Annotated in this window: 15 protein-coding genes and 1 riboswitch; of the genes, 4 read left to right on the top strand and 11 right to left on the bottom strand. The window is 72.1% G+C overall.

The genetic code is table 11. From position 1 onward, the window contains the following. Positions 1–46: 46 nt before the first annotated feature. Positions 47–898: a sulfurtransferase gene (locus ACFU3E_RS14425; protein ID WP_384156583.1), complete on the bottom strand. Its 852-nt coding sequence runs from the start codon at positions 896–898 to the stop codon at positions 47–49. Between the two features lie 257 nt (positions 899–1,155). On the opposite strand from ACFU3E_RS14425, the gene ACFU3E_RS14430 reads away from it, so the two are divergent. Beyond that, entirely contained in the window at positions 1,156–1,959 is an 804-nt protein-coding gene (locus ACFU3E_RS14430; RefSeq protein WP_384156586.1) for a VOC family protein, read from the top strand. Between the two features lie 22 nt (positions 1,960–1,981). Here the strand turns inward: ACFU3E_RS14430 and ACFU3E_RS14435 are convergent, their stop codons facing one another. Genes ACFU3E_RS14435 through ACFU3E_RS14450 form a run of 4 tightly spaced genes read right to left on the bottom strand, consistent with a single transcriptional unit; the run spans position 1,982 to position 7,348 of the window. Continuing rightward, positions 1,982–2,632: a thymidine kinase gene (locus tag ACFU3E_RS14435; protein ID WP_351627187.1), complete on the bottom strand. Its 651-nt coding sequence runs from the start codon at positions 2,630–2,632 to the stop codon at positions 1,982–1,984. Positions 2,633–2,678: 46 nt separating this feature from the next. Then, positions 2,679–3,875: an alkaline phosphatase family protein gene (locus tag ACFU3E_RS14440; RefSeq protein ID WP_384156590.1), complete on the bottom strand. Its 1,197-nt coding sequence runs from the start codon at positions 3,873–3,875 to the stop codon at positions 2,679–2,681. After that, positions 3,875–4,462: a DUF5998 family protein gene (locus ACFU3E_RS14445; protein WP_248506359.1), complete on the bottom strand. Its 588-nt coding sequence runs from the start codon at positions 4,460–4,462 to the stop codon at positions 3,875–3,877. The genes ACFU3E_RS14440 and ACFU3E_RS14445 overlap by 1 nt, the downstream gene beginning before the upstream one ends. 51 nt (positions 4,463–4,513) lie before the next feature. Beyond that, a complete protein-coding gene (locus tag ACFU3E_RS14450; RefSeq protein WP_384156594.1) occupies positions 4,514–7,348 on the bottom strand; it encodes a GNAT family N-acetyltransferase in 2,835 nt (944 codons plus the stop codon). A 179-nt stretch (positions 7,349–7,527) separates the two neighbouring features. Between ACFU3E_RS14450 and ACFU3E_RS14455 the strand changes: the two genes are divergently transcribed. Continuing rightward, a complete protein-coding gene (locus tag ACFU3E_RS14455; RefSeq protein WP_033308341.1) occupies positions 7,528–7,809 on the top strand; it encodes an HPr family phosphocarrier protein in 282 nt (93 codons plus the stop codon). Between the two features lie 167 nt (positions 7,810–7,976). Here the strand turns inward: ACFU3E_RS14455 and ACFU3E_RS14460 are convergent, their stop codons facing one another. From ACFU3E_RS14460 to ACFU3E_RS14475, 4 genes are all read right to left on the bottom strand, one after another. Further along, positions 7,977–8,672, bottom strand: coding sequence for a GntR family transcriptional regulator (locus ACFU3E_RS14460; protein WP_384156598.1), 696 nt, complete (start codon positions 8,670–8,672; stop codon positions 7,977–7,979). Between the two features lie 188 nt (positions 8,673–8,860). Further along, on the bottom strand, positions 8,861–9,649 hold the full coding sequence (locus tag ACFU3E_RS14465) for a M23 family metallopeptidase (protein ID WP_384156601.1): 789 nt from the start codon (positions 9,647–9,649) through the stop codon (positions 8,861–8,863). 12 nt (positions 9,650–9,661) lie between these two features. After that, positions 9,662–9,826, bottom strand: a riboswitch (cyclic di-AMP (ydaO/yuaA leader). A 191-nt stretch (positions 9,827–10,017) separates the two neighbouring features. Continuing rightward, a complete protein-coding gene (locus ACFU3E_RS14470; RefSeq protein ID WP_384156604.1) occupies positions 10,018–11,406 on the bottom strand; it encodes a M16 family metallopeptidase in 1,389 nt (462 codons plus the stop codon). Then, positions 11,403–12,770 (bottom strand): M16 family metallopeptidase, encoded by a 1,368-nt coding sequence (locus tag ACFU3E_RS14475; protein ID WP_384156606.1) that lies wholly within the window; start codon positions 12,768–12,770, stop codon positions 11,403–11,405. Before ACFU3E_RS14475 ends, ACFU3E_RS14470 begins: the two co-directional genes overlap by 4 nt. A 340-nt stretch (positions 12,771–13,110) precedes the next feature. Here ACFU3E_RS14475 and ACFU3E_RS14480 point away from each other — a divergent pair, with 340 nt between their 5' ends. Beyond that, on the top strand, positions 13,111–15,567 hold the full coding sequence (locus ACFU3E_RS14480) for a DNA topoisomerase (ATP-hydrolyzing) subunit A (protein WP_384156609.1): 2,457 nt from the start codon (positions 13,111–13,113) through the stop codon (positions 15,565–15,567). 6 nt (positions 15,568–15,573) lie between these two features. Here the strand turns inward: ACFU3E_RS14480 and ACFU3E_RS14485 are convergent, their stop codons facing one another. Then, positions 15,574–16,761, bottom strand: a complete 1,188-nt coding sequence (locus ACFU3E_RS14485; protein WP_384156612.1) for a CobW family GTP-binding protein — start codon at positions 16,759–16,761, stop codon at positions 15,574–15,576. A gap of 241 nt (positions 16,762–17,002) precedes the next feature. Then, positions 17,003–18,163, bottom strand: a complete 1,161-nt coding sequence (locus tag ACFU3E_RS14490) for a citrate synthase/methylcitrate synthase (protein ID WP_384156615.1) — start codon at positions 18,161–18,163, stop codon at positions 17,003–17,005. Positions 18,164–18,272: 109 nt separating this feature from the next. On the opposite strand from ACFU3E_RS14490, the gene ACFU3E_RS14495 reads away from it, so the two are divergent. Continuing rightward, complete coding sequence (locus tag ACFU3E_RS14495) at positions 18,273–19,532, top strand: citrate synthase family protein (protein ID WP_384156617.1); 1,260 nt, start codon at positions 18,273–18,275, stop codon at positions 19,530–19,532. Positions 19,533–19,559: the final 27 nt, after the last annotated feature.

Consider the following 19,559-nt stretch of genomic DNA (forward strand, 5'->3'; position numbering starts at 1 on the left):
CGACGAGGGCCGCGCCTTACGGGTGCGGCCCTCGCCTCGCGTCAGCTCACTGCGGGTCCGGGCCGACGACGACCGGCCGGTCCGGGTCGGAGGACCACTCCGACCACGACCCCACGTACAGCTCGGCCGGAAGACCGGCGGCCGCCAGGGCCAGGACCTCGTGGGCGGCGGAGACCCCCGACCCGCAGTACACCCCGACGCGCGCACCCTCGGTCACGCCGAGTTCCTCGAACCGCGCCCGCAGTTCGCCCGCGGGAAGGAAGCGCCCGTCGGCCCCCACGTTCTCCGTGGTAGGCGCCGACACCGCGCCCGGAATGTGCCCGGCCACCGGGTCGATCGGCTCCACCTCACCCCGGTACCGCTCCCCCGCCCGCGCGTCCAGCAACACCCCGGACCGCGCCAGCGCCGCGGCGGCATCCGCATCGAGCAGCCCCGTCGCCCCCGGCTCCGGCACGAAATCGCCCTCCGCCGGAGCCGGCACGGACGTCTCCAACGAGCCCTCCCAGGACGGCAACCCGCCGTCGAGGACCCGCACGTCCGGGTGACCCGTCCAGCGCAGCAGCCACCATGCCCGGGCCGCCGCCCACCCCTGGCCGCCGTCGTAGACGACCACCGGCGTCCGGGCCGACACGCCCGCGCGGCGCATCGCGGCACCGAAGCGCGCGAGGTCGGGCAGCGGATGCCGTCCACCCTCGCCCGGCGCGGAGGCCAACTCCCGGTCCAGGTCGACGTAGACGGCCCCGGGGAGGTGCCCTGCCTCGTACGCGGCGCGACCGTCGAACGGCGGCTCGCCGGCCGCCTTGGCCGCGGTGAGCTGCCAGCGGACGTCGAGCAGGACCGGCGGGCGGGAGCCCTTGAGGTCCTTCGCGAGGTCGGATGCGGAGATGATGGCGTTCATGGCCCCATCCTCGCGCACGGGGGTGGCCTAGCCGTACGTGTCCGGCTACTCTGCTCGGCCGGAGCGGATCGGTCACATGGCGTACGGGAACAAGCACATGCTGTACAGCTGAACGACACCTGCCGATAAGCGCGCCGCGAGGGACAGGGGCCCGCACATCGGGCATTCTCCCGGACACCGGACGAGGGACGCCCCACAAGGCCGCCCCACAAGGCTGCGGAGAGCACGGCCACCGCGAGGCCGAGAAGAGAGTGACGATGACCGACGCACGGGAGTCCGCCGGCCCGAACGGTGACACACCCGCTCGGCACGCGCCCGGCGCGCCCTGCTGGGTGAGCCTGATGGTGCACGGCCCGGACGCGACCGAGGAGTTCTACGGGGCGCTGTTCGGCTGGGAGTTCCAGCCGGGACCCCAGCAGCTCGGCCCGTATGTGCGCGCGCTGCTCGACGGGCGCGAGGTGGCCGGCATCGGCAGGCTGCCACCGGACCGCCATCTGCCCATCGCGTGGACGCCCTACTTCGCCTCGGAGAACGTGGATCTGACGGCGGAGACGGTGCGCAGCCGTGGCGGCACGATCGGCGTGGGCCCGCTGGACGCCGCCGAGGCCGGCCGGCTGGCGATCGGCTCCGACCCCTCGGGCGCCGTCTTCGGCATCTGGCAGGCCGCCGCGCACCTCGGCACGGCCGTCTCGGACGTTCCCGGCACACCCGCATGGAACGAGCTGCTGACTTTCGAGTCGGCGAGCATCGCCAAGTTCTACCGCATGGTGTTCGGCTACGAGGAGGAGCCGGTGGTCTCCGCCGACTTCGACTACGTGACCCTGAACCTCGGCGGCGAACCGGTCGCCGGCATCCACGGCCTGGGGCACGCCCTGCCACGCGACCGGGGACCGCACTGGGTCACGTACTTCCAGGTCGCCGACGTCGACGACGCCCTGGACCATCTCGTCCACCTGGGCGGTCACGTTCTCAAGCCGGTCCACGACACCGCGCACGGGCGGGTGGCGAGAGTGGCGGACCCGGAAGGAGCGCGGTTCGCGCTGCTGCAACGGCCGCGCTGACGGCCCGCGGGCCGGACACAGGTCAGGCCGACGTCACCGGCAGCACGTCCGGGGACAGGGCAGCGGCGCGGGATGTCGCCGCGGTCATCCGGCGGCGGTGGTGACGGCGGCACAACACCTCGTAGCCGACCTCGTCGGCGGAGTGGGTGACGTCGCCGACGACCACCTGGGCGCCCTCGACGACCATCACGCCGCCTATCGTGCGGGCGTTGTGCGTGGCGCGGGCTCCGCACCAGCACAGGGCCTCGACCTGGAGCACCTCGACCCGGTCGGCCAGTTCCACCAGCCGCTGCGAGCCGGGGAACAGCTTGGAGCGGAAGTCGGTCGTGATGCCGAAGGCGTAGACGTCAAGGCTCAGGTCGTCGACCACACGCGCGAGTTGGTCGATCTGCTCCGGTGCGAGGAACTGCGCCTCGTCGGCGATCACGTAGTCCGCGCGGCCGCCCTGCGAGAGGTGGTCGACGAGGTAGCCGTAGAGGTCCTGCCCGTCCCCGACCTCCACCGCGTCCGTCACCAGGCCGAGGCGCGAGGAGAGCTTGCCCTCGCCGGCACGGTCGTCACGCGAGAAGATCATGCCCTGCAGGCCGCGCGCCGAGCGGTTGTGCTCGATCTGGAGAGCCAGCGTCGACTTCCCGCAGTCCATCGTTCCGCAGAAGAACACCAGCTCGGGCATGTGGAGTTGAGCACCTTTCGGCGTGAGGGGTCGGTGTGGGGCTGTCTCAGGAGCGTACTTCGAGCAGGGGGACCAGCTGCTCGGCGGGGGTCATCGAACCGTGGTTGCCGACCATCGCCGACTCCTTGGGCTCCCGCTGGGAGGCGATGAGCAGGACGTCGTCCCGCGCGGCTGCGACCACGTCACCGATCCGGCCGTACACCCGCTCGTCGATGCGCGGGCCGAACCAGCCCGCCGCGATGGCCTCGTCGCGTGAGGCCACCCAGAACTGCTCACCCAGCACCTCGCGCCAGCAGGTCAGCACGTCGTTCGCCGCGCCGGGTACCGCGTAGACGTGGCGGGCGCGGCCCTCGCCGCCGAGCAGGGCGACCCCGGCGCTCAGCTCCCAGTCCTCGTCGAAGTCGATGCGGTGCTGCTCGTCGAAGGGCACGTCGATCATGCCGTGGTCGGCGGTGATGTAGAGCGCGCTGCGCGGGGGCAGTTGCTCGGCCAGGCGCTGAACGAGGCGGTCGGCGTACATGAGCTGGCCACGCCAGGCGTCGGAGTCGACGCCGAAGCGGTGGCCGGCGCCGTCGACCTCGGCGAAGTACGTGTAGACCAGGGAGCGGTCGCCCGCGGCCAGTTGCTCGGCCGCCAGGTCGACGCGGTCCTCGCCCGACAGCCGCCCGAGAAACCTTCCGCCGCTGAGCGCGACCTTGGTCAGCGGGGTGTTCTCGAAGGTCGGGGACGACACCTGCGCGGCGTGCACCCCGGCCGCGTGTGCCAGCTGGAAGACCGTGGGGTACGGCTGCCAGGGGCCGGGCGGGGTCCACGGCTGCCAGCGCAGCTGGTTCATCAGCTCGCCGGTGTCCGGGTTGCGGACGGTGTAGCCGGGCAGGCCGTGCGCGCCGGGCGGCAGTCCGGTGCCGACGGAGGCGAGGGAGGTCGCCGTGGTCGCCGGGTAGCCGGCGGTGAGCGGACGCCCGGTGCCGCCGCGGGAGGTGGCGAGCAGGGAGGTCATGAAAGGGGCGTCCCCGGGGTGCGCCCGCAGCTGCTCCCAGCCGAGGCCGTCGATCAGGAACACGCAGTTCCGGTCGGCGGGGGTCAGCTCGCTGATCGCGGCGCCCATGTCCGGGACGCCCAGGCCGGCGGCCAGGGTGGGCAGGAGGTCGGCGAGCGACCCACTGCCGTACTCGGGGACGGGGGCGGAGGCGACGGCGAGCGGTTCGGGGTGGTGGTCCCAGGCCGTTTCGGGCTGTGCCATCAGCGGGTCGTGTCCGCGGTCGCCTCGGAGAGGGCCTGCGCGAACGCGAGCGCCTCACGCACGGTCTCCGGTCCGTCCCCGGCCTCGCTGACGCGCAGGCTGAGGTCGTCCGCCGTCGAGTTGCCGGTGTAGCCGTGGTCCGCCTCGCAGTTGGGGTCGCCGCAGGCGGCCGGCTCCAGGTCGATGCGGGAGACGGCGCCCCAGCCGATGGTGAGGACGACCTCGCGGGGCAGGGTCCCCGGCTTGTAGGACTCGGGGTTGGCGACCACGCGGCTGACCACGATCGACGAGATGCGGCCGATCTTCACGGACTCCGTCGACGTCGTGGCGTACGGCGTCGGGGAGGTGCTGTCGGCGGCCTGCTCGTCGGTGTGGCTGACGATGAAGCGGTTGTCCGTGAGGACGAGCACCGTCACGTGCCGCCGCACCTCGTTCTGGTCGAACGTCGTCTCCTGGTGGACCAGGTACGACCGGATGGGCTCGCCGCCCACGGCGGCCTCCACCGCCTCGGCCACGAGGGCCGGGTAGTAGCCGCTGCGTTCGATCGCCGACCGCAGCCCCTGGGTCGTCGTACTGGTCTTGGCCATGACGCCCATCCTACGGGGGGCCACTGACTGCGAGGGACAGCTCGCCCCCTGTCAGTACGCGGGGAGGGTCCGCGGGCCGAGGTCGTCGCGGGCGGGCGGGGGCGCGAGACGCACGGAGGCGCCGAGGACGCTCAGGCCGTGCGAGGCGACGACGACCGGCTCCAGGGTGACCGCGACGACCTCGGGGTGGTCGTCGACCAGCCGGGACACCCGCAGCAGCAGCTCCTCCAGGGCACGGGTGTCGGCCGGTGCGGAGCCGCGCCAGCCGAACAGCAGGGGGGCGGTGCGGATCGAGCGCACCAGCGAGGTCGCCTCACGGTCGGTGACCGGGATCAGCCGGTGCGCCGTGTCCCCGAGCAGCTGCGAGGCGGCCCCGGCGAGCCCGAAGGAGAGCACGGCTCCGGCCGCGGGGTCGATGACGGCCCGGACGACGACGTCCACACCGCGCGGTGCCATCCGCTGCACCACCGGCCGCAGCTCCTCCGGCGCGCCGAACAGCTCGGCCAACTCGGCGTACGACCTGCGCAGTTGGTCCTCGTCCGCAAGGTCGAGGCGGACGCCGCCCAGGTCCGCGCGGTGCCTGAGGTGCGGGGCGGTGGCCTTGAGGGCGACGGGGTAGCCGAGGGTACGGGCGGCTTCGGCGGCGGCGTCGGGGGTCGGGGCGGGCAGGGCACGGTGGACCTGGACGCCGTAGTGGCCGAGGAGGTCGCAGGTCTCGTCCGTGCCGAGTGTGAGTCCCTGCCCGCGCGCGAGGAGGCCGTCGATCAGCGCTGCGGCGCCCTTCTCGTCGATGTCCTCGTACTCGGGCACCTTGCCGGGGTCTGCGGCGTCGCGCCGCCACTGGGCGTAGGCGACGGCCTGGCCGAGGGCGCGGACGGCGCGCTCTGCGGCGGGGTAGGCGGGGATGAGGCGGGCGCCTTCGAGGGCCTCGGTGGTTCCTTGCACCTCCGCAGCCGGGGGGCGTCGTTCGGTGGGTGCCGGGCGTGGGGCGTCGTCGTTGTCCGCTGCGGTCTGCGGTGCCGTGCTCGCCGCCGCCGACAGGGCCTCGGCCAGGCCGCCGAGCTCCACGTGGACCACCAGGACCGGCTTGGCCGGTGCCGCGGCCGATGCCGAGCGCAGGGCCTCCGCGAGAGCCGCGTCACCGACCGAGCCCTCCCCCACCGACGGTATGGCGGTGACGACGACGGCGTCGCACCGGTCGTCGGCCAGGGCGCGGGACAGGGCGGCGTGGAAATCCGCAGCCGAGGCCGCGGTGGTCAGGTCCCGCGGGGGGTGCGGCCGCAGGCCTTCGGCGAGGCAGGCGTCGTACGTGAGCAGTCCGAGCGACTCCGAGTTGCCCAGGATCGCCACCCTGGGGCCGGCGGGCAGGGGCTGGCGCGCCAGCAGCAGGCCGGCGTCCACCAGCTCGGTGATGGTGTCGACGCGGATGACGCCTGCCTGCCGCAGCAGCGCCGAGACGGTCGCGTGCGCCAGCCGGGTCGCCCGTACGGCGTGCCCCTGGGGGGCGGCGCCGTGCCGCGCGCCCTGGACGACGACCAGGGGCTTGGCCGCGGCGGTCCGGCGGGCGAGCCGGGCGAACTTGCGGGGGTTGCCGATGGACTCCAGGTACATGAGGACGACGTCGGTGTCGGGGTCCTCGTACCAGTACTGCAGGACATCGTTGCCGGAGACGTCGGCGCGGTTGCCGGAGGAGACGAAGGTGGAGACACCGGTCACGCCCGTGACGCCGCCGCCGCGCCGGTGCAGCCGGGACAGCAGGGCGATGCCGATGGCGCCGGACTGGGCGAACAGGCCGATGCGGCCGGGGCGCGGCACCTCGGGGGCGAGGGAGGCGTTGAGCCGTACTCGCGGGGAGGTGTTGATGATGCCGAAGGCGTTGGGGCCGATGATCCGCATGCCGTACGTGCGCGCCTGCCGCACGAGTGCGCGCTGGAGTTCGCGCCCTTCGGGGCCGCTCTCGGCGTACCCGGCGGACACCACGACCAGCCCCTGCACGCCGTGCTCGCCGCATTCGGTGACGACCTCGGGGACGTGCTCGGCCGGTACGGCGACGACCGCGAGGTCGACCGGGCCGTCGATGTCCCGCACGGAGCGGTGGGCGGGCACCCCGCCGAGCTCCTGCTGCCCCTGGGGGAGGGCTTTGTTCACCGCGTACAGACGGCCGCTGTACCCGGCGTCCCGGATGTTGCGGAGGACGCTGCGGCCCACGCCGCCCGGCGTGCGCCCGGCGCCGATGACGGCGACCGAGCCGGGAGCGAGCAGACGCTGCACGGAGCGCGCCTCGGCGCGGTGTTCACGCGCGTACTGCACGGCGAGGGAGCGGTCGGTGGGTTCGAGGTCGAACTCCAGACGGACGACGCCGTCCTCGAAGCTGCGTTTCTGGGTGTAGCCGGCGTCCGTGAACACCTTGATCATCTTGGTGTTGGCGGGCAGCACCTCGGCGGCGAAGCGGCGGATGCCGCGCTCGCGGGCGACGGCGCCGATGTGTTCGAGCAGCGCGGAGGCGACCCCGCGACCCTGGTGGGCGTCCTGCACGAGGAAGGCGACCTCGGCCTCGTCGGCGGGTGCGGACGCGGGCGTTCCGTCGGCGCCGATCCGGTCGTAGCGTACGGTGGCGATGAACTCGCCGCCGACCGTGGCCGCGAGTCCCACCCGGTCCACAAAGTCGTGGTGCGTGAAGCGGTGGACGTCCTTGGCGGACAGGCGAGGGTACGGCGCGAAGAAGCGGTAGTACTTCGACTCGTCGGAGACCTGCTCGTAGAAGCTGACCAGGCGATCGGCGTCATCAACGGTGATGGGCCGGACGCGCGCGGTACCCCCGTCGCGCAGCACCACGTCGGCTTCCCAGTGGGCGGGATACTCGTGCCGGTCCGGCGAGGTCTGCATGGGCCCCAGAGTACGGCTAGCGTCCGGCAGCGGCGCGAGGCAGTCTGTGGAGGGCGTCAGTGGGGTCGAGGCCGCGACCCGACGGCACCCCTGGAGTGGAACGCGAGGACCGCTCCAGGTGGGCTTCACGATATGGGAAACTGGTCTAGACAACCCTGAACACCGAAGGGCAGCAACACATGGCTGAGCGCCGCGTCAACGTCGGCTGGGCCGAGGGCCTCCACGCCCGCCCCGCCTCCATCTTCGTCCGAGCCGCCACGGCCGCAGGCGTCCCGGTGACGATCGCCAAGGCTGACGGCAAGCCCGTCAACGCGGCCTCGATGCTGGCCGTCCTGGGCCTCGGCGCCCAGGGGGGCGAGGAGATCGTCCTCGCCTCCGACGCCGAGGGCGCGGACGCCGCCCTGGACCGGCTGGCGAAGCTGGTCTCCGAGGGTCTCGAGGAACTGCCCGAGACCGTCTGATTTCCCGAGCGTCCGATCCGGCGCACAGCGAAGGGCTCGTCCGAATTCACCGGGCGGGCCCTTCGCCATTCCCGGTCGGCAACCGGCGAGAATTCAGGAATTCCCTGTTTCCGGGCAGGGGAGACAGAGCCCTGCGAATTAGCTGCTCATTGTATACGGCTGCCGTGTTAATGCCGCAGGCTCGCCGTGTTTACGGGATGTTGCGAGTTCCTCACACGCTCGGTGCGCTCCCCGGCGGAGCCGAAGCGCAGGCGGTGCGCGCCCGTCGCGCGCTCGGTGTGCAGCGCCGTGACCGCCCGCGCCCGCTCGCTGTCCCCGCGCGCCACCGCGTCCACGATCGCGCCGTGCTCCGTCCAGGACTCCACCGGGCTGACCGGCGCGTCCACCGCGTACATCCACGCGATCTTGTGGCGGAGCTGGGTGAGCACCGAGGTCAGCGCGGGGCTGCCGGAAGCCTGGGCGAGCGTCTCGTGGAACCAGCCGCCGAGAGAGCGCAGATCCTCGCTGTTGCCCCGGCGGGCCCGCTCCTGGCCCAGCCGGACCAGGCCGCGCAGGACCTTCAGATGCGCCTCGGTGCGGCGCTGGGCGGCGCGGGCCGCACCGAGCGGCTCCAGCAGCATGCGCATCTCCAGCAGGTCGCCGGCCTCCTGCTCGGTGGGTTCGGCGACGCACGCGCCCGCGTGCCTGCGGGTCACCACGAAGCCCTCGGCCTCCAGGGTGCGCAGCGCTTCCCTGACGGGCACCCGCGAGACGCCGTAGCGGCGCGCGAGGAGTTCCTCGGTGAGCCGGCTGCCGCGTGCGTGGACACCCGCGACGATGTCGTCCCGGATGGCCGTGCACACCGAGTGCGCGGGAATACGCATGACCGACCTCCGCTTAATCCCCGTGAAACGCCGACGAACGGCGCGCGTTCCGTGACTCTATTGCAATGAGCCGGAATTTCCGACGCCAGGCGGGAATCCATGGATATTTTTTGGACAGCGGACGGCCGCACACGCCGAAAGCCCCGGCTCGGGGAGCCGGGGCTTCGGGGACAGCGGAGAGGTTCCGGTCAGACGCTGACGCCGTGCGAGCGGAGGTAGGCGACCGGGTCGATGTCCGAGCCGTACTCGGGGCTCGTACGGGCCTCGAAGTGCAGGTGCGGGCCCGTGACGTTGCCGGTCGCGCCGGACAGGCCGATCTGCTGGCCGGGGGTGACCTGCTGGCCCACCGAGACGCCGACGGAGGACAGGTGGCCGTACTGGGTGTACGTCCCGTCGTTCATCTTGATCACGATCTGGTTGCCGTAGGAGCCACCCCAGCCGGCCTCGACGACGGTGCCCGCGCCGACCGCGTGGACCGAGGTGCCGCTGGCGGCGTGGAAGTCGACACCGGTATGGCTGCCGGAGGACCACAGGCCGCTGCTGGCCTTGTAGCTGGTGGACACGTAGGAGCCGGAGATCGGGGACACGAAGGTGTTCAGGCGCTTGCGCTCGGCCTCACGAGCGGCGCGCTCCTTGGCCTCGCGGGCCTTCTCGGCGGCCTCCTTGGCCTTCTCGGCCAGCTCGGCGGCCCGCTTGCGGGCGGCCTCCTCGGCCTTCTGCTTCGCGGCGGCCTCGTCGGCGGCGTGCTGCTGCGCGAGGGCCTGGGCGTCGATCTGCTGGGCCGCGGTGTCGCCCATGGTGACGACCGGGGTGAGGCCGGTCTGCTCGGCGCTGGGCTCGGCGGCGAAGGCCGCGGGGGCCGCCACGGTGCCGATCACGCCGGTGGTGGCGAGGGCCGCGACGCCCGCCGCGCGGGCGGTGCCGCGCTGGATCCTGCTGGGACGACGGTGCTTCCCGGTGGCGCGAGTGAACGCCATGTGGTGGCTGGTCCTTTCCTTCCCTCTCGCCTACCGGGTTAGCTGACGGGTTCGGAGCAGGAAGGTCTCCTACGGACTCCCTCGCGACTCGCGCGGGCGTCCGATTCACCCCAGGGACTGCGGTGGGTCCCCGGCTCCCCTGGCTCGCGCCGTACGGGGACTCGGCGATGACTGTCCGGTGCCGCGGGTGCGGCGCACTGCCTGACGAACAGCCCGGATGACGCTAAGCGGCGCCGGTTTCAATTCCCAAACGGATCCCGGCTTTTGTAGCGCATCCCACAGGGCAGACAGGCAACCTCCATAGCAAATTCGGGCATAAAGGGGCCCTGGTGCCTTAGAAGACAACCAGGGCCCCTGCGCGCGTGCCGCTACTCGGCGGCGACGACGGTGACTTCGCCGATGCCGAGGGCCTCGACAGGCGCCTTGATCTGCGCGGCGTCACCGACGAGGACGGTCACCAGACGGTCCGTCGGGAAGGCGCTCACGGCCGCCGCGGTGGCCTCCACGGTGCCGGTCGCGGCGAGCTGCCGGTACAGCGTGGCCTGGTAGTCGTCGGGCAGGTGCTGCTCGACCTGGTCGGCCAGCGTGCTCGCGACCGCCGCCGCCGTCTCGTACTTCAGCGGCGCCACGCCGACCAGGTTCTGCACGGCGACGTCCCGCTCGGCGTCGGTCAGCCCCTCGGCGGCGAGGGTGCGCAGCACCGTCCAGAGGTCCTCCAGAGCGGGGCCGGTGTTGGGGGTGTCGACGGAACCGCTGATGGCGAGCATCGCGGCACCCGTACCGTCCGGGGCGGACCTGAGGACCTGGCCGAAGGCCCGTACGCCGTAGGTGTAGCCCTTCTCCTCGCGCAGGACGCGGTCCAGGCGGGAGGTGAGGGTGCCGCCGAGGCAGTACGTGCCGAGCACCTGCGCGGGCCACACGCGGTCGTGCCGGTCCGGGCCGATCCGGCCGATCAGCAGCTGCGTCTGGACGGCGCCGGGGCGGTCCACGATGACGACACGGCCGGTGTCGTCGGCGGTCACCGGCGGCACGGGGCGCGGCTCGGCCGAGGAGCCCGTCCAGGCGCCCAGCGTGTCCCCGAGCAGCACGTCGAGGTCGATGCCGGTGAGGTCGCCGACGACCACGGCGGTGGCCGTGGCGGGGCGGACGTGCTTCTCGTAGAAGGCGCGTACGGCCGCGGAGTCGATCGCCGCGACGGTCTCCTCGGTGCCCTGCCGGGGCCGCGACATGCGCGAGTCCGCCGGGAACAGCTCCTTGGAGAGCTCCTTGGCTCCACGGCGGGAGGGGTTGGCCAGCTCGTGCGGGATCTCGTCGAGGCGGTTGTTGACCAGCCGCTCGACCTCGCTGTCGGCGAACGCGGGCGCCCTCAGGGCGTCGGCGATCAGGTTCAGCCCCTTGGTCAGCCGGGAGGCCGGAACCTCCAGGCTGAGCCGTACGCCGGGGTGGTCGGCGTGCGCGTCGAGGGTGGCGCCCGCGCGCTCGAGTTCGGCGGCGAACTCCTCGGCGGAGTGCTTGTCGGTGCCCTCGGAGAAAGCCCGGGCCATGATCGTGGCCACACCGTCGAGGCCGGCCGGCTCGGCCTCCAGGGGGGCGTCCAGCAGCACCTCAACGGCGACGACCTGCTGGCCGGGGCGGTGGCAGCGCAGCACCGTCAGGCCGTTGTCGAGCGTGCCGCGCTCAGGGGCGGGGAAGGCCCACGGCCGGGGGTCGCCCGCCTGCGGCCGGGGGTGGAAGTCCATCGTGGCGAGCTCGGTCACTTGGCCGCCTCCTCGTTCTCGTCGCCGGCCGCGGCTGCGGTGTCCTCGGTGGCGTCCTCGTCGGCGACGGGCTCGTAGACGAGCACCGCGCGGTTGTCGGGCCGCAGGCAGGCCTTGGCGACCTCCTGGACCTCCTCCGCCGTGATCTCCAGCACACGCTGGACGGCGGTCAGGGCGAGCTGCGGGTCGCCGAACAGCACGGCGTACCGGCACAGTTCGTCGGCGCGGCCCGCGACCGTGCCGAGCCGGTCCAGCCACTCGCGCTCCAACTGGGCCTGGGCGCGTTCCATCTCCTCGGCCGTGGGGCCCTCCTCGGCGAACCGGGCGAGCTCCTCGTCGATGGCCGTCTCGATGACCGGAACCTCCACGTCACCGGACGTCTTCACGTCCAGCCACCCCAGCGAGGGCGCCCCGGCGAGCCGCAGCAGGCCGAATCCGGCCGCCACGGCCGTACGGTCGCGCCGCACGAGCCGGTTGTAGAGACGGGAGGACTCACCGCCGCCGAGGACGGTGAGGGCCAGGTCGGCCGCGTCGCACGCGCGCGTGCCGTCGTGCGGCAGCCGGTAGGCGGCCATCAGGGCGCGCGCCGGGACCTCCTCCTCGACGACCTCGCGCAGCTGCTCGCCGATGGTCTCCGGCAGCGAGCCGTCGCGCGGGGCGGGCTTGCCGTCGTGACCGGGGATGGAACCGAAGTACTTCTCGATCCAGGCGAGGGTCTGCTCCGGGTCGATGTCGCCGACCACGGAGAGCACCGCGTTGTTCGGCGCGTAGTAGGTGCGGAAGAAGGCGCGCGCGTCCTCCAGGGTCGCCGCGTCCAGGTCGGCCATCGAGCCGATCGGGGTGTGGTGGTAGGGGTGGCCCTCCGGGTAGGCGAGGGCGGTCAGCTTCTCGAAGGCGGTGCCGTAGGGGACGTTGTCGTAGCGCTGGCGGCGCTCGTTCTTGACGACGTCCCGCTGGTTCTCCATCGACTCGTCGTCGAGCGCGGCCAGCAGCGAGCCCATGCGGTCGGCCTCCAGCCAGAGGGCGAGCTCCAGCTGGTGGGCGGGCATGGTCTCGAAGTAGTTGGTGCGCTCGAAGCTGGTCGTGCCGTTCAGCGAGCCGCCCGCGCCCTGGACGAGCTCGAAGTGCCCGTTGCCCTTGACCTGGGCGGAACCCTGGAACATCAAGTGCTCGAAAAGGTGAGCCAGGCCAGTACGTCCCTTGACTTCGTGCCGTGAGCCGACGTCGTACCAGAGGCACACCGCCGCGACCGGGGTCAGGTGGTCCTCGGAGAGCACCACGCGCAGGCCGTTGGCCAGGCGGTGCTCGGTCGCTGTCAGGCCCCCGGAGCCTGCCTGGGCTGTGGCCGTGTGACCCATGGGCATGTACGTCCCTTCGCTCGCGGAGCGGTTGTTCAGACCGCGGATTCCTGCCGGTCCTGCCACTGTATGCAAGCGTGCGAGGCCCTGGTGAAGTTCCCGGCGGCCCACCTGGGACCGACTGCGTGACAGGTGCCCCGGACCGGGTCCTGGTCCCGGTTGTCAGTGCGGCGGTCCACAATGGTCGGCGTCAGATCCGGATCGCAGCAGCATGAGCGAGCCGCAGGGGCGGTCGAGACGAGAGGGCGAGCGCGCGGAGGCCCGAAGGGCTGGGTACGGTCGACGTCTCGTCCCCGACATGAACGCCCCATAGGCGAGTGACCAGTAACAGGAGGAGCCGGCAGCGATGGCCCGCCGCAGCACGAAGACCCCGCCGCCCGACGACTCGTACGAGGAGCGGATCCTCGACATCGACGTCGTCGACGAGATGCAGGGCTCCTTCCTCGAGTACGCGTACTCGGTCATCTACTCCCGCGCCCTGCCGGACGCACGCGACGGCCTCAAGCCGGTGCACCGCCGCATCGTCTACCAGATGAGCGAGATGGGCCTGCGTCCCGAGCGCGGGTACGTCAAGTGCGCCCGCGTCGTCGGCGAGGTGATGGGCAAGTTGCACCCGCACGGTGACGCGTCGATCTACGACGCCCTCGTGCGCATGGCCCAGCCCTTCTCGATGCGGGTCCCCCTGGTCGACGGCCACGGCAACTTCGGCTCGCTGGGCAACGACGACCCGCCGGCCGCCATGCGGTACACCGAGTGCCGGATGGCCGAGGCGACGAGCCTGATGACGGAGTCGATCGACGAGGACACCGTCGACTTCAACCCCAACTACGACGGCCAGGAGCAGGAACCGGTGGCCCTGCCCGCCGCCTTCCCGAATCTCCTGGTCAACGGCGCCTCGGGCATCGCGGTCGGCATGGCCACGAACATGGCGCCGCACAACCTGCGCGAGGTCATCGCCGCCGCGCGCCACCTGATCAGGTACCCGAACGCCGATCTCGACGCCCTGATGAAGCACGTCCCGGGCCCCGACCTGCCCACCGGCGGCCGCATCGTCGGCCTGTCCGGCATCCGGGACGCCTACGAGTCCGGCCGCGGCACGTTCAAGATCCGGGCGACGGTGTCGGTGGAGTCCGTGACGGCCCGCCGCAAGGGGCTCGTCGTCACGGAGCTGCCCTTCACGGTCGGCCCCGAGAAGGTCATCGCCAAGATCAAGGACCTGGTCGGTTCGAAGAAGCTCCAGGGCATCGCCGACGTCAAGGACCTCACCGACCGCGAGCACGGCCTGCGCCTGGTCATCGAGATCAAGAACGGCTTCGTGCCGGAGGCGGTCCTGGAGCAGCTCTACAAGCTGACGCCGATGGAGGAGTCCTTCGGCATCAACAACGTGGCCCTGGTCGACGGCCAGCCGCTCACGCTGGGCCTGAAGGAGCTCCTGGAGGTCTACCTCGACCACCGCTTCAACGTCGTACGGCGGCGCTCGGAGTTCCGCCGCACCAAGAAGCGCGACCGGCTGCACCTGGTCGAGGGCCTGCTGACGGCATTGCTGGACATCGACGAGGTCATCCGCCTCATCCGCTCCAGCGAGAACTCCGCGCAGGCCAAGCAGCGTCTGATGGAGCAGTTCTCGCTGAGCGAGATCCAGACGCAGTACATCCTCGACACGCCGCTGCGCCGTCTGACCAAGTACGACCGCATCGAGCTGGAGTCGGAGAAGGACCGGCTCAACGCGGAGATCGAGGAACTGACCCGGATCCTCGACTCGGACGCGGAGCTGCGCAAGCTGGTCTCCTCCGAACTGGCCACGGTCGCCAAGAAGTTCGGCACCGACCGGCGTACGGTCCTGCTGGAGTCGGGAGGTGCCCCGGTCGCGGCCGTGCCGCTGCAGGTGGCCGACGACCCGTGCCGGGTGCTGCTGTCCTCGACCGGCCTGCTGGCCCGTACGGCCAACGGCGAGCCGTTCGCGGAGGACGCCGGTGCCAAGCGCGTGAAGCACGACGTGATCGTCTCGGCGGTGCCGGCCACCGCCCGCGGCGAGGTGGGCGCGGTCACCTCGGCAGGCAGACTGCTGCGGCTGAACGTGGTCGACCTGCCCCAGCTCCCCGAGGCGCTGTCGGCGCCGAACCTCGCCGGAGGCGCGCCGCTGGCGGAGTTCGTCTCCCTGGAGGACGACGAGACAGTGGTCTGCCTGACCACGCTCGACGAGTCGTCGCCGGGCCTGGCGCTCGGCACGGCACAGGGCGTCGTCAAGCGCGTGGTGCCGGACTATCCGGCCCACAAGGAAGAGCTCGAGGTGATCACCCTGAGGGAGGGCGACCGGATCGTCGGCGCGGTCGAGCTGCGCACCGGCGAGGAGGACCTGGTCTTCATCACCGACGACGCGCAACTGCTGCGCTTCCAGGCGCCCCAGGTCCGCCCGCAGGGCCGCCCGGCCGGCGGTGTGGCGGGCATCAAGCTCACCGAGGGCGCGAAGGTCATCTCCTTCACCGCGGTGGACCCGGCGGTGGACGCCGTCGTCTTCACCGTCGCGGGCTCACGGGGCACGCTGGACGACTCCGTCCAGACGACGGCCAAGCTGACCCCGTTCGACCAGTACCCGCGCAAGGGCCGCGCCACCGGCGGTGTCCGCTGCCAGCGGTTCCTGAAGGGCGAGGACTGCCTGTCCCTGGCCTGGGCGGGCCCCGTCCCCGCTCTCGCCGCGCAGAAGAACGGCACCCCGGCCGACCTCCCGGACATCGACCCGCGCCGTGACGGCTCGGGTGTGTCCCTGGCGAAGACGGTGGCGGTGGTGGCCGGGCCGGTCTAGGCCGGTCTAGACCGGGGCCGCGGGATCCGCGGGTTCGATGGCATCCGTGGGTTCCGTGGGTTCCGTGGGTTCCGTGGGTTCCACGGGATCTGCCGAGTTCACCGGATGATCCGCCTCGGGATCGCGTACGTACCTCAGGACGCCCCACATGCCGTGCTCGTCGGCGTGTGGGGCATCACTCCCGCACGCCTCCAGCTCCTTGCCGAGGGCGGGGGCGTCGATCCCTGAGCCGATGAGGACGAGCTGGGTGAGGCGCTCGTCCCCGGCCGGCCACGGCTCCGGGTAGAAGCGCAGGAACCGTCCGACGGCGTGGACGGCGTAACGGTTGCGGACGTCGTACGGCCCGAAGTCGACGTACCCCTTGATCCGGTACAGCCCCTCGGGCCGGCTGTCGAGGAACGTCATCAGGCGGCGCGGGTCGAGGGGTTCCCGGGACACGAACGACAGGCTGTCGTAGGCGGCATGCAGGTGGCCGGCGTGGTCGTCCGCGCCGGGCTCGTGCGAGTCGTGCTCGCCCGAGTCGTGCTCGCCCGAGTCGTGCTCGTGCAGGTCGTCGAAGGACAGCTGCCCGATGCGTTCCTCGCTCGGCCGGCAGTCGAACAGGAACTCGGGGTCGATCCGGCCGTAGGTGGCCGGGACCACGGCGGCGCGGTCGACCAGGGAGCGGACCAGCCCGAGGACGCGTTCGCCGTCCGCCGCCCGGTCGAGCTTGTTGACCACGGCGAGGTCGGCCAGTGCGAGATGCCGGTCGATCTCGGGGTGCCGGGCCCGGGTGCCGTCGAACTCGGCGGCGTCGACGATCTCGACGAGGCCGCCGTAGACGACCCCCGGATGCTCGCTGGCCAGCAGCATCCGCACCAGTTCCTGCGGCTCGGCGAGACCGCTGGCCTCGATGACGATGACGTCGATACCGAGGGAGGGATCCGCGAGCCGCTCCAGGTACTGGTCCAGTTCACTCGCGTCGACGGCGCAGCACAGACAGCCGTTGCCGAGGGAGACCGTCGAGTCGCCGAGCGCTCCCGCCACGGCCATCGCGTCGATCTCGATCGCCCCGAAGTCGTTGACGAGAGCGCCGATACGGCTGCCGCCGCTGCGGTGCAGAAGGTGATTGAGCAGGGTGGTCTTCCCCGAGCCGAGGAATCCGGCCAGGACGACGACCGGGATCTGCTGCGGTTGCGGGCTCGGCTGGCTCACCGTGCGACCTCTCTCGCGCCGACGCGTGCACCGGCTCGCGTTCCCGGCACACGTGGGTAGTGGGGATGCCGCCCCAGGATACGAGCAGTGAGATCCACACCGATGAACTACGGACAGCAGCACGCGCGGGGCGGACGTCGGGCATGGTGCCGGTTGGCGACCCTCGCTTGCCTCCGTGACCCGCATCCCGGCGACCGGGGGTATGAAGAGCGACCGCACCGAGGAGAAGCCTGCGCAGGCCTCAGACAGGCACAGGCGCCGGTGCCTCCGGCCCCACGTACCGCGCCACCGGCCTGATGATCTTCGTGTCCTCCGCCTGCTCCAGGATGTTGGCGCTCCAGCCCACCGCCCGGGCCGCGGCGAAGGTCGGGGTGAACATCTCGCGCGGCAGGCCGCACAGTTCCATGACCAGGCCCGCGTAGTACTCGACATTGGTGTGGAGTTCCCGGCCGGGCTTCAGCTCCGCCAGGATCGCCTCGACATGCCGCTCAACCTCGACGGCGAAGTCCACCCGCGGCCCGCCGAACCCCTGGGCAACCTCACGCAGCATCCGGGATCGCGGGTCCTCCGTGCGGTAGATCGCGTGCCCGAACCCCATGATGCGCTCACCGGCGAGCACCCGCTGACGCACCCAGGGGCCGATACGGTCCGGGGTGCCGATCGCGTCCAGGGTGTCCAGCGCCCGGCTGGGCGCGCCCCCGTGCAACGGGCCCGACAGCGCCGCCACCGCGCCGGCAAGGCACGCCGCCACGTCCGCGCCGGTCGACGCGATGACCCGGGCCGTAAAGGTTGATGCATTGAATCCGTGATCAATGGTTGAGATCAGGTATTGCTCGATCGCTCGCGCGTGCTGCTCGGCCGGCACCGAACCGGTCAACATGTACAGATAGTTCGCCGCGTAGGACAGGTCCTCGCGCGGCTCCACCGGTTCGAGCCCCTGGCCCAGCCGGTGCAGTGCGGTGAGCAGCGTGGGTACGGCCGCGGCCGCCTCGATCGTGTCCTGCCGGCGCCGGTCGGCGTCGATGTCGTACACGGGGCGGAACCCCTTCGCCGCGCCGAGCAGCGAGAGGGCCGTACGCATCCCGGAGAGCGGCCCGGAGCGCCCGCCGGCCGCGGCGATGGCCGGCAGCGCCGCTCGCACCTCGTCGGGCAGCCGCCTCCGCGCGGCGGTCTCGGCAGCGAAGGTCGCGCCCCGCCCGGCGTCCGGCAGTTCGCCGTGCACGAGGAGATGCCAGACGTCCTCGAAGCCGCGGGTGCGCGCGAGGTCGACGGCGGAGTACTGCCGGTAGTGGTAGAAGCCCTCCAGACCGCGGACGTCGCCGATCAGTGTGTCGGTGACGACGACGCCGGCGAGTCCCCGGGGTGCTTCGACGAGAGTGGCTGCTGACCTGTTGACGGACATGTCTTCCTCCCTGGACTTGATCCGACTGTCCATGATTGATTCAGTTCGTGTCAATGTTGATTGAATCAATACATCAGTCAATGGCCTGCTGGACGGATACGGTGACCCCATGCGCGATCAAGAACCCGCCCCTCTGGACAAGGAACGGCGGCTGAGCACCAAGGAGGCCGCCCAGCTGCTCGGTGTGAAGCCGGAGACCGTGTACGCGTATGTGAGCCGCGGCCAGCTCAGCAGCCGGCGGGTGAGCGGCGGCCGTGGCAGCACCTTCGACGCCGGGGAGGTCGAGGCCCTCGCGCGGCGCAACAGGCGGGAGAGTACGGGCGCTTCCGGCTCCGGCGGCGAGCTGTCCGTCCGCACCCGCATCACGCTCATCGAGGGCGACCGCTACTTCTTCCGCGGTGTCGACGCGGCCGACCTGGCCGCACGGCACACCTACGAGGAGGTCGCCGAGTGGCTGTGGACGGGCCGGATGCTCCCGGGCAGCACGTTCACCGCGCCCGCCGCTTCCGTCGCCGTCGCCCGCCGTGCCGTCGACGCACTGCCCGAACACGCCGCTCCCACCGACCTGTTGCGGGTCGCGACGATCGCCGCCGCGACCACCGACCCGCTGCGGTTCGACCTGTCCGAGGACGCCGTGCTCGGCACCGCGCGCACCCTCATCCCCACACTCGTCGCCGCGCTGCCTCCGGCGGGGCACCGGCGCCGCGACGAGGGCCCCCTGGCCCACCGCCTGTGGACCCGGCTGTCGGTGCGCAAGGACCCCGACGAGGCGTCCCTGCGCGCCCTGGACACCGCGCTGGCCCTCCTCGTCGACCACGACCTGGCGGCCTCCACCCTCGCGGTGCGCGTCGCCGCATCAGCCCGTGCCCACCCCTATGCGGCCGTCTCCGCCGGGCTGGGCGTGATCGAGGGTCCGCTGCACGGCGCGGCCAGCGGGCTCGCCCACCGGCTGCTGCACGACGTGCTCGAACAGGGCGACGCCGCACCCGTGATCGCGGACGAACTGCGCGCCGGGCGCCGTATCCCGGGCCTCGGACACCGGCTCTACCCCGGCGAGGACCCACGCGCGCGGGCCCTGTTCGCCCTCCTGGAGCAGATCCCCCGCGCCGAGCCCGCGCTCCTCGCGGCCCGCGACATCGTCGAGACCACCGCCCGCCACGCCCCCCTGCACGCCAACGTGGACCTGGCCCTGGCCGTGCTCACCGCGTCCTGCGGCATGGCCCCGACCGCGGGCGAGACCATCTTCGGCGTGGCCCGGACGGCGGGCTGGATCGCTCACGCCCTGGAGGAGTACGGCGAACGCCCGCTGCGGATGCGCCCGAGTGGTCTCTACGCAGGTCCGAAGCCTCCTCAGCCACTACCGGAGTAGCACGGGAGGGGCCGAAAGTCGCCGCGG

The sequence above is a fragment of the Streptomyces sp. NPDC057424 genome (genome assembly GCF_042803315.1).
Taxonomy (GTDB): Bacteria; Actinomycetota; Actinomycetes; order Streptomycetales; family Streptomycetaceae; genus Streptomyces.

Bases quoted from the DNA above. Each gene is read 5' to 3' on its own strand.
- ACFU3E_RS14425 (WP_384156583.1), bottom strand. From the start codon at position 898: ATGAACGCCATCATCTCCGCATCCGACCTCGCGAAGGACCTCAAGGGC.
- ACFU3E_RS14430 (WP_384156586.1), top strand. From the start codon at position 1,156: ATGACCGACGCACGGGAGTCCGCCGGCCCGAACGGTGACACACCCGCT.
- ACFU3E_RS14435 (WP_351627187.1), bottom strand. From the start codon at position 2,632: ATGCCCGAGCTGGTGTTCTTCTGCGGAACGATGGACTGCGGGAAGTCG.
- ACFU3E_RS14440 (WP_384156590.1), bottom strand. From the start codon at position 3,875: ATGGCACAGCCCGAAACGGCCTGGGACCACCACCCCGAACCGCTCGCC.
- ACFU3E_RS14445 (WP_248506359.1), bottom strand. From the start codon at position 4,462: ATGGCCAAGACCAGTACGACGACCCAGGGGCTGCGGTCGGCGATCGAA.
- ACFU3E_RS14450 (WP_384156594.1), bottom strand. From the start codon at position 7,348: ATGCAGACCTCGCCGGACCGGCACGAGTATCCCGCCCACTGGGAAGCC.
- ACFU3E_RS14455 (WP_033308341.1), top strand. From the start codon at position 7,528: ATGGCTGAGCGCCGCGTCAACGTCGGCTGGGCCGAGGGCCTCCACGCC.
- ACFU3E_RS14460 (WP_384156598.1), bottom strand. From the start codon at position 8,672: ATGCGTATTCCCGCGCACTCGGTGTGCACGGCCATCCGGGACGACATC.
- ACFU3E_RS14465 (WP_384156601.1), bottom strand. From the start codon at position 9,649: ATGGCGTTCACTCGCGCCACCGGGAAGCACCGTCGTCCCAGCAGGATC.
- ACFU3E_RS14475 (WP_384156606.1), bottom strand. From the start codon at position 12,770: ATGCCCATGGGTCACACGGCCACAGCCCAGGCAGGCTCCGGGGGCCTG.
- ACFU3E_RS14480 (WP_384156609.1), top strand. From the start codon at position 13,111: ATGGCCCGCCGCAGCACGAAGACCCCGCCGCCCGACGACTCGTACGAG.
- ACFU3E_RS14490 (WP_384156615.1), bottom strand. From the start codon at position 18,163: ATGTCCGTCAACAGGTCAGCAGCCACTCTCGTCGAAGCACCCCGGGGA.
- ACFU3E_RS14495 (WP_384156617.1), top strand. From the start codon at position 18,273: ATGCGCGATCAAGAACCCGCCCCTCTGGACAAGGAACGGCGGCTGAGC.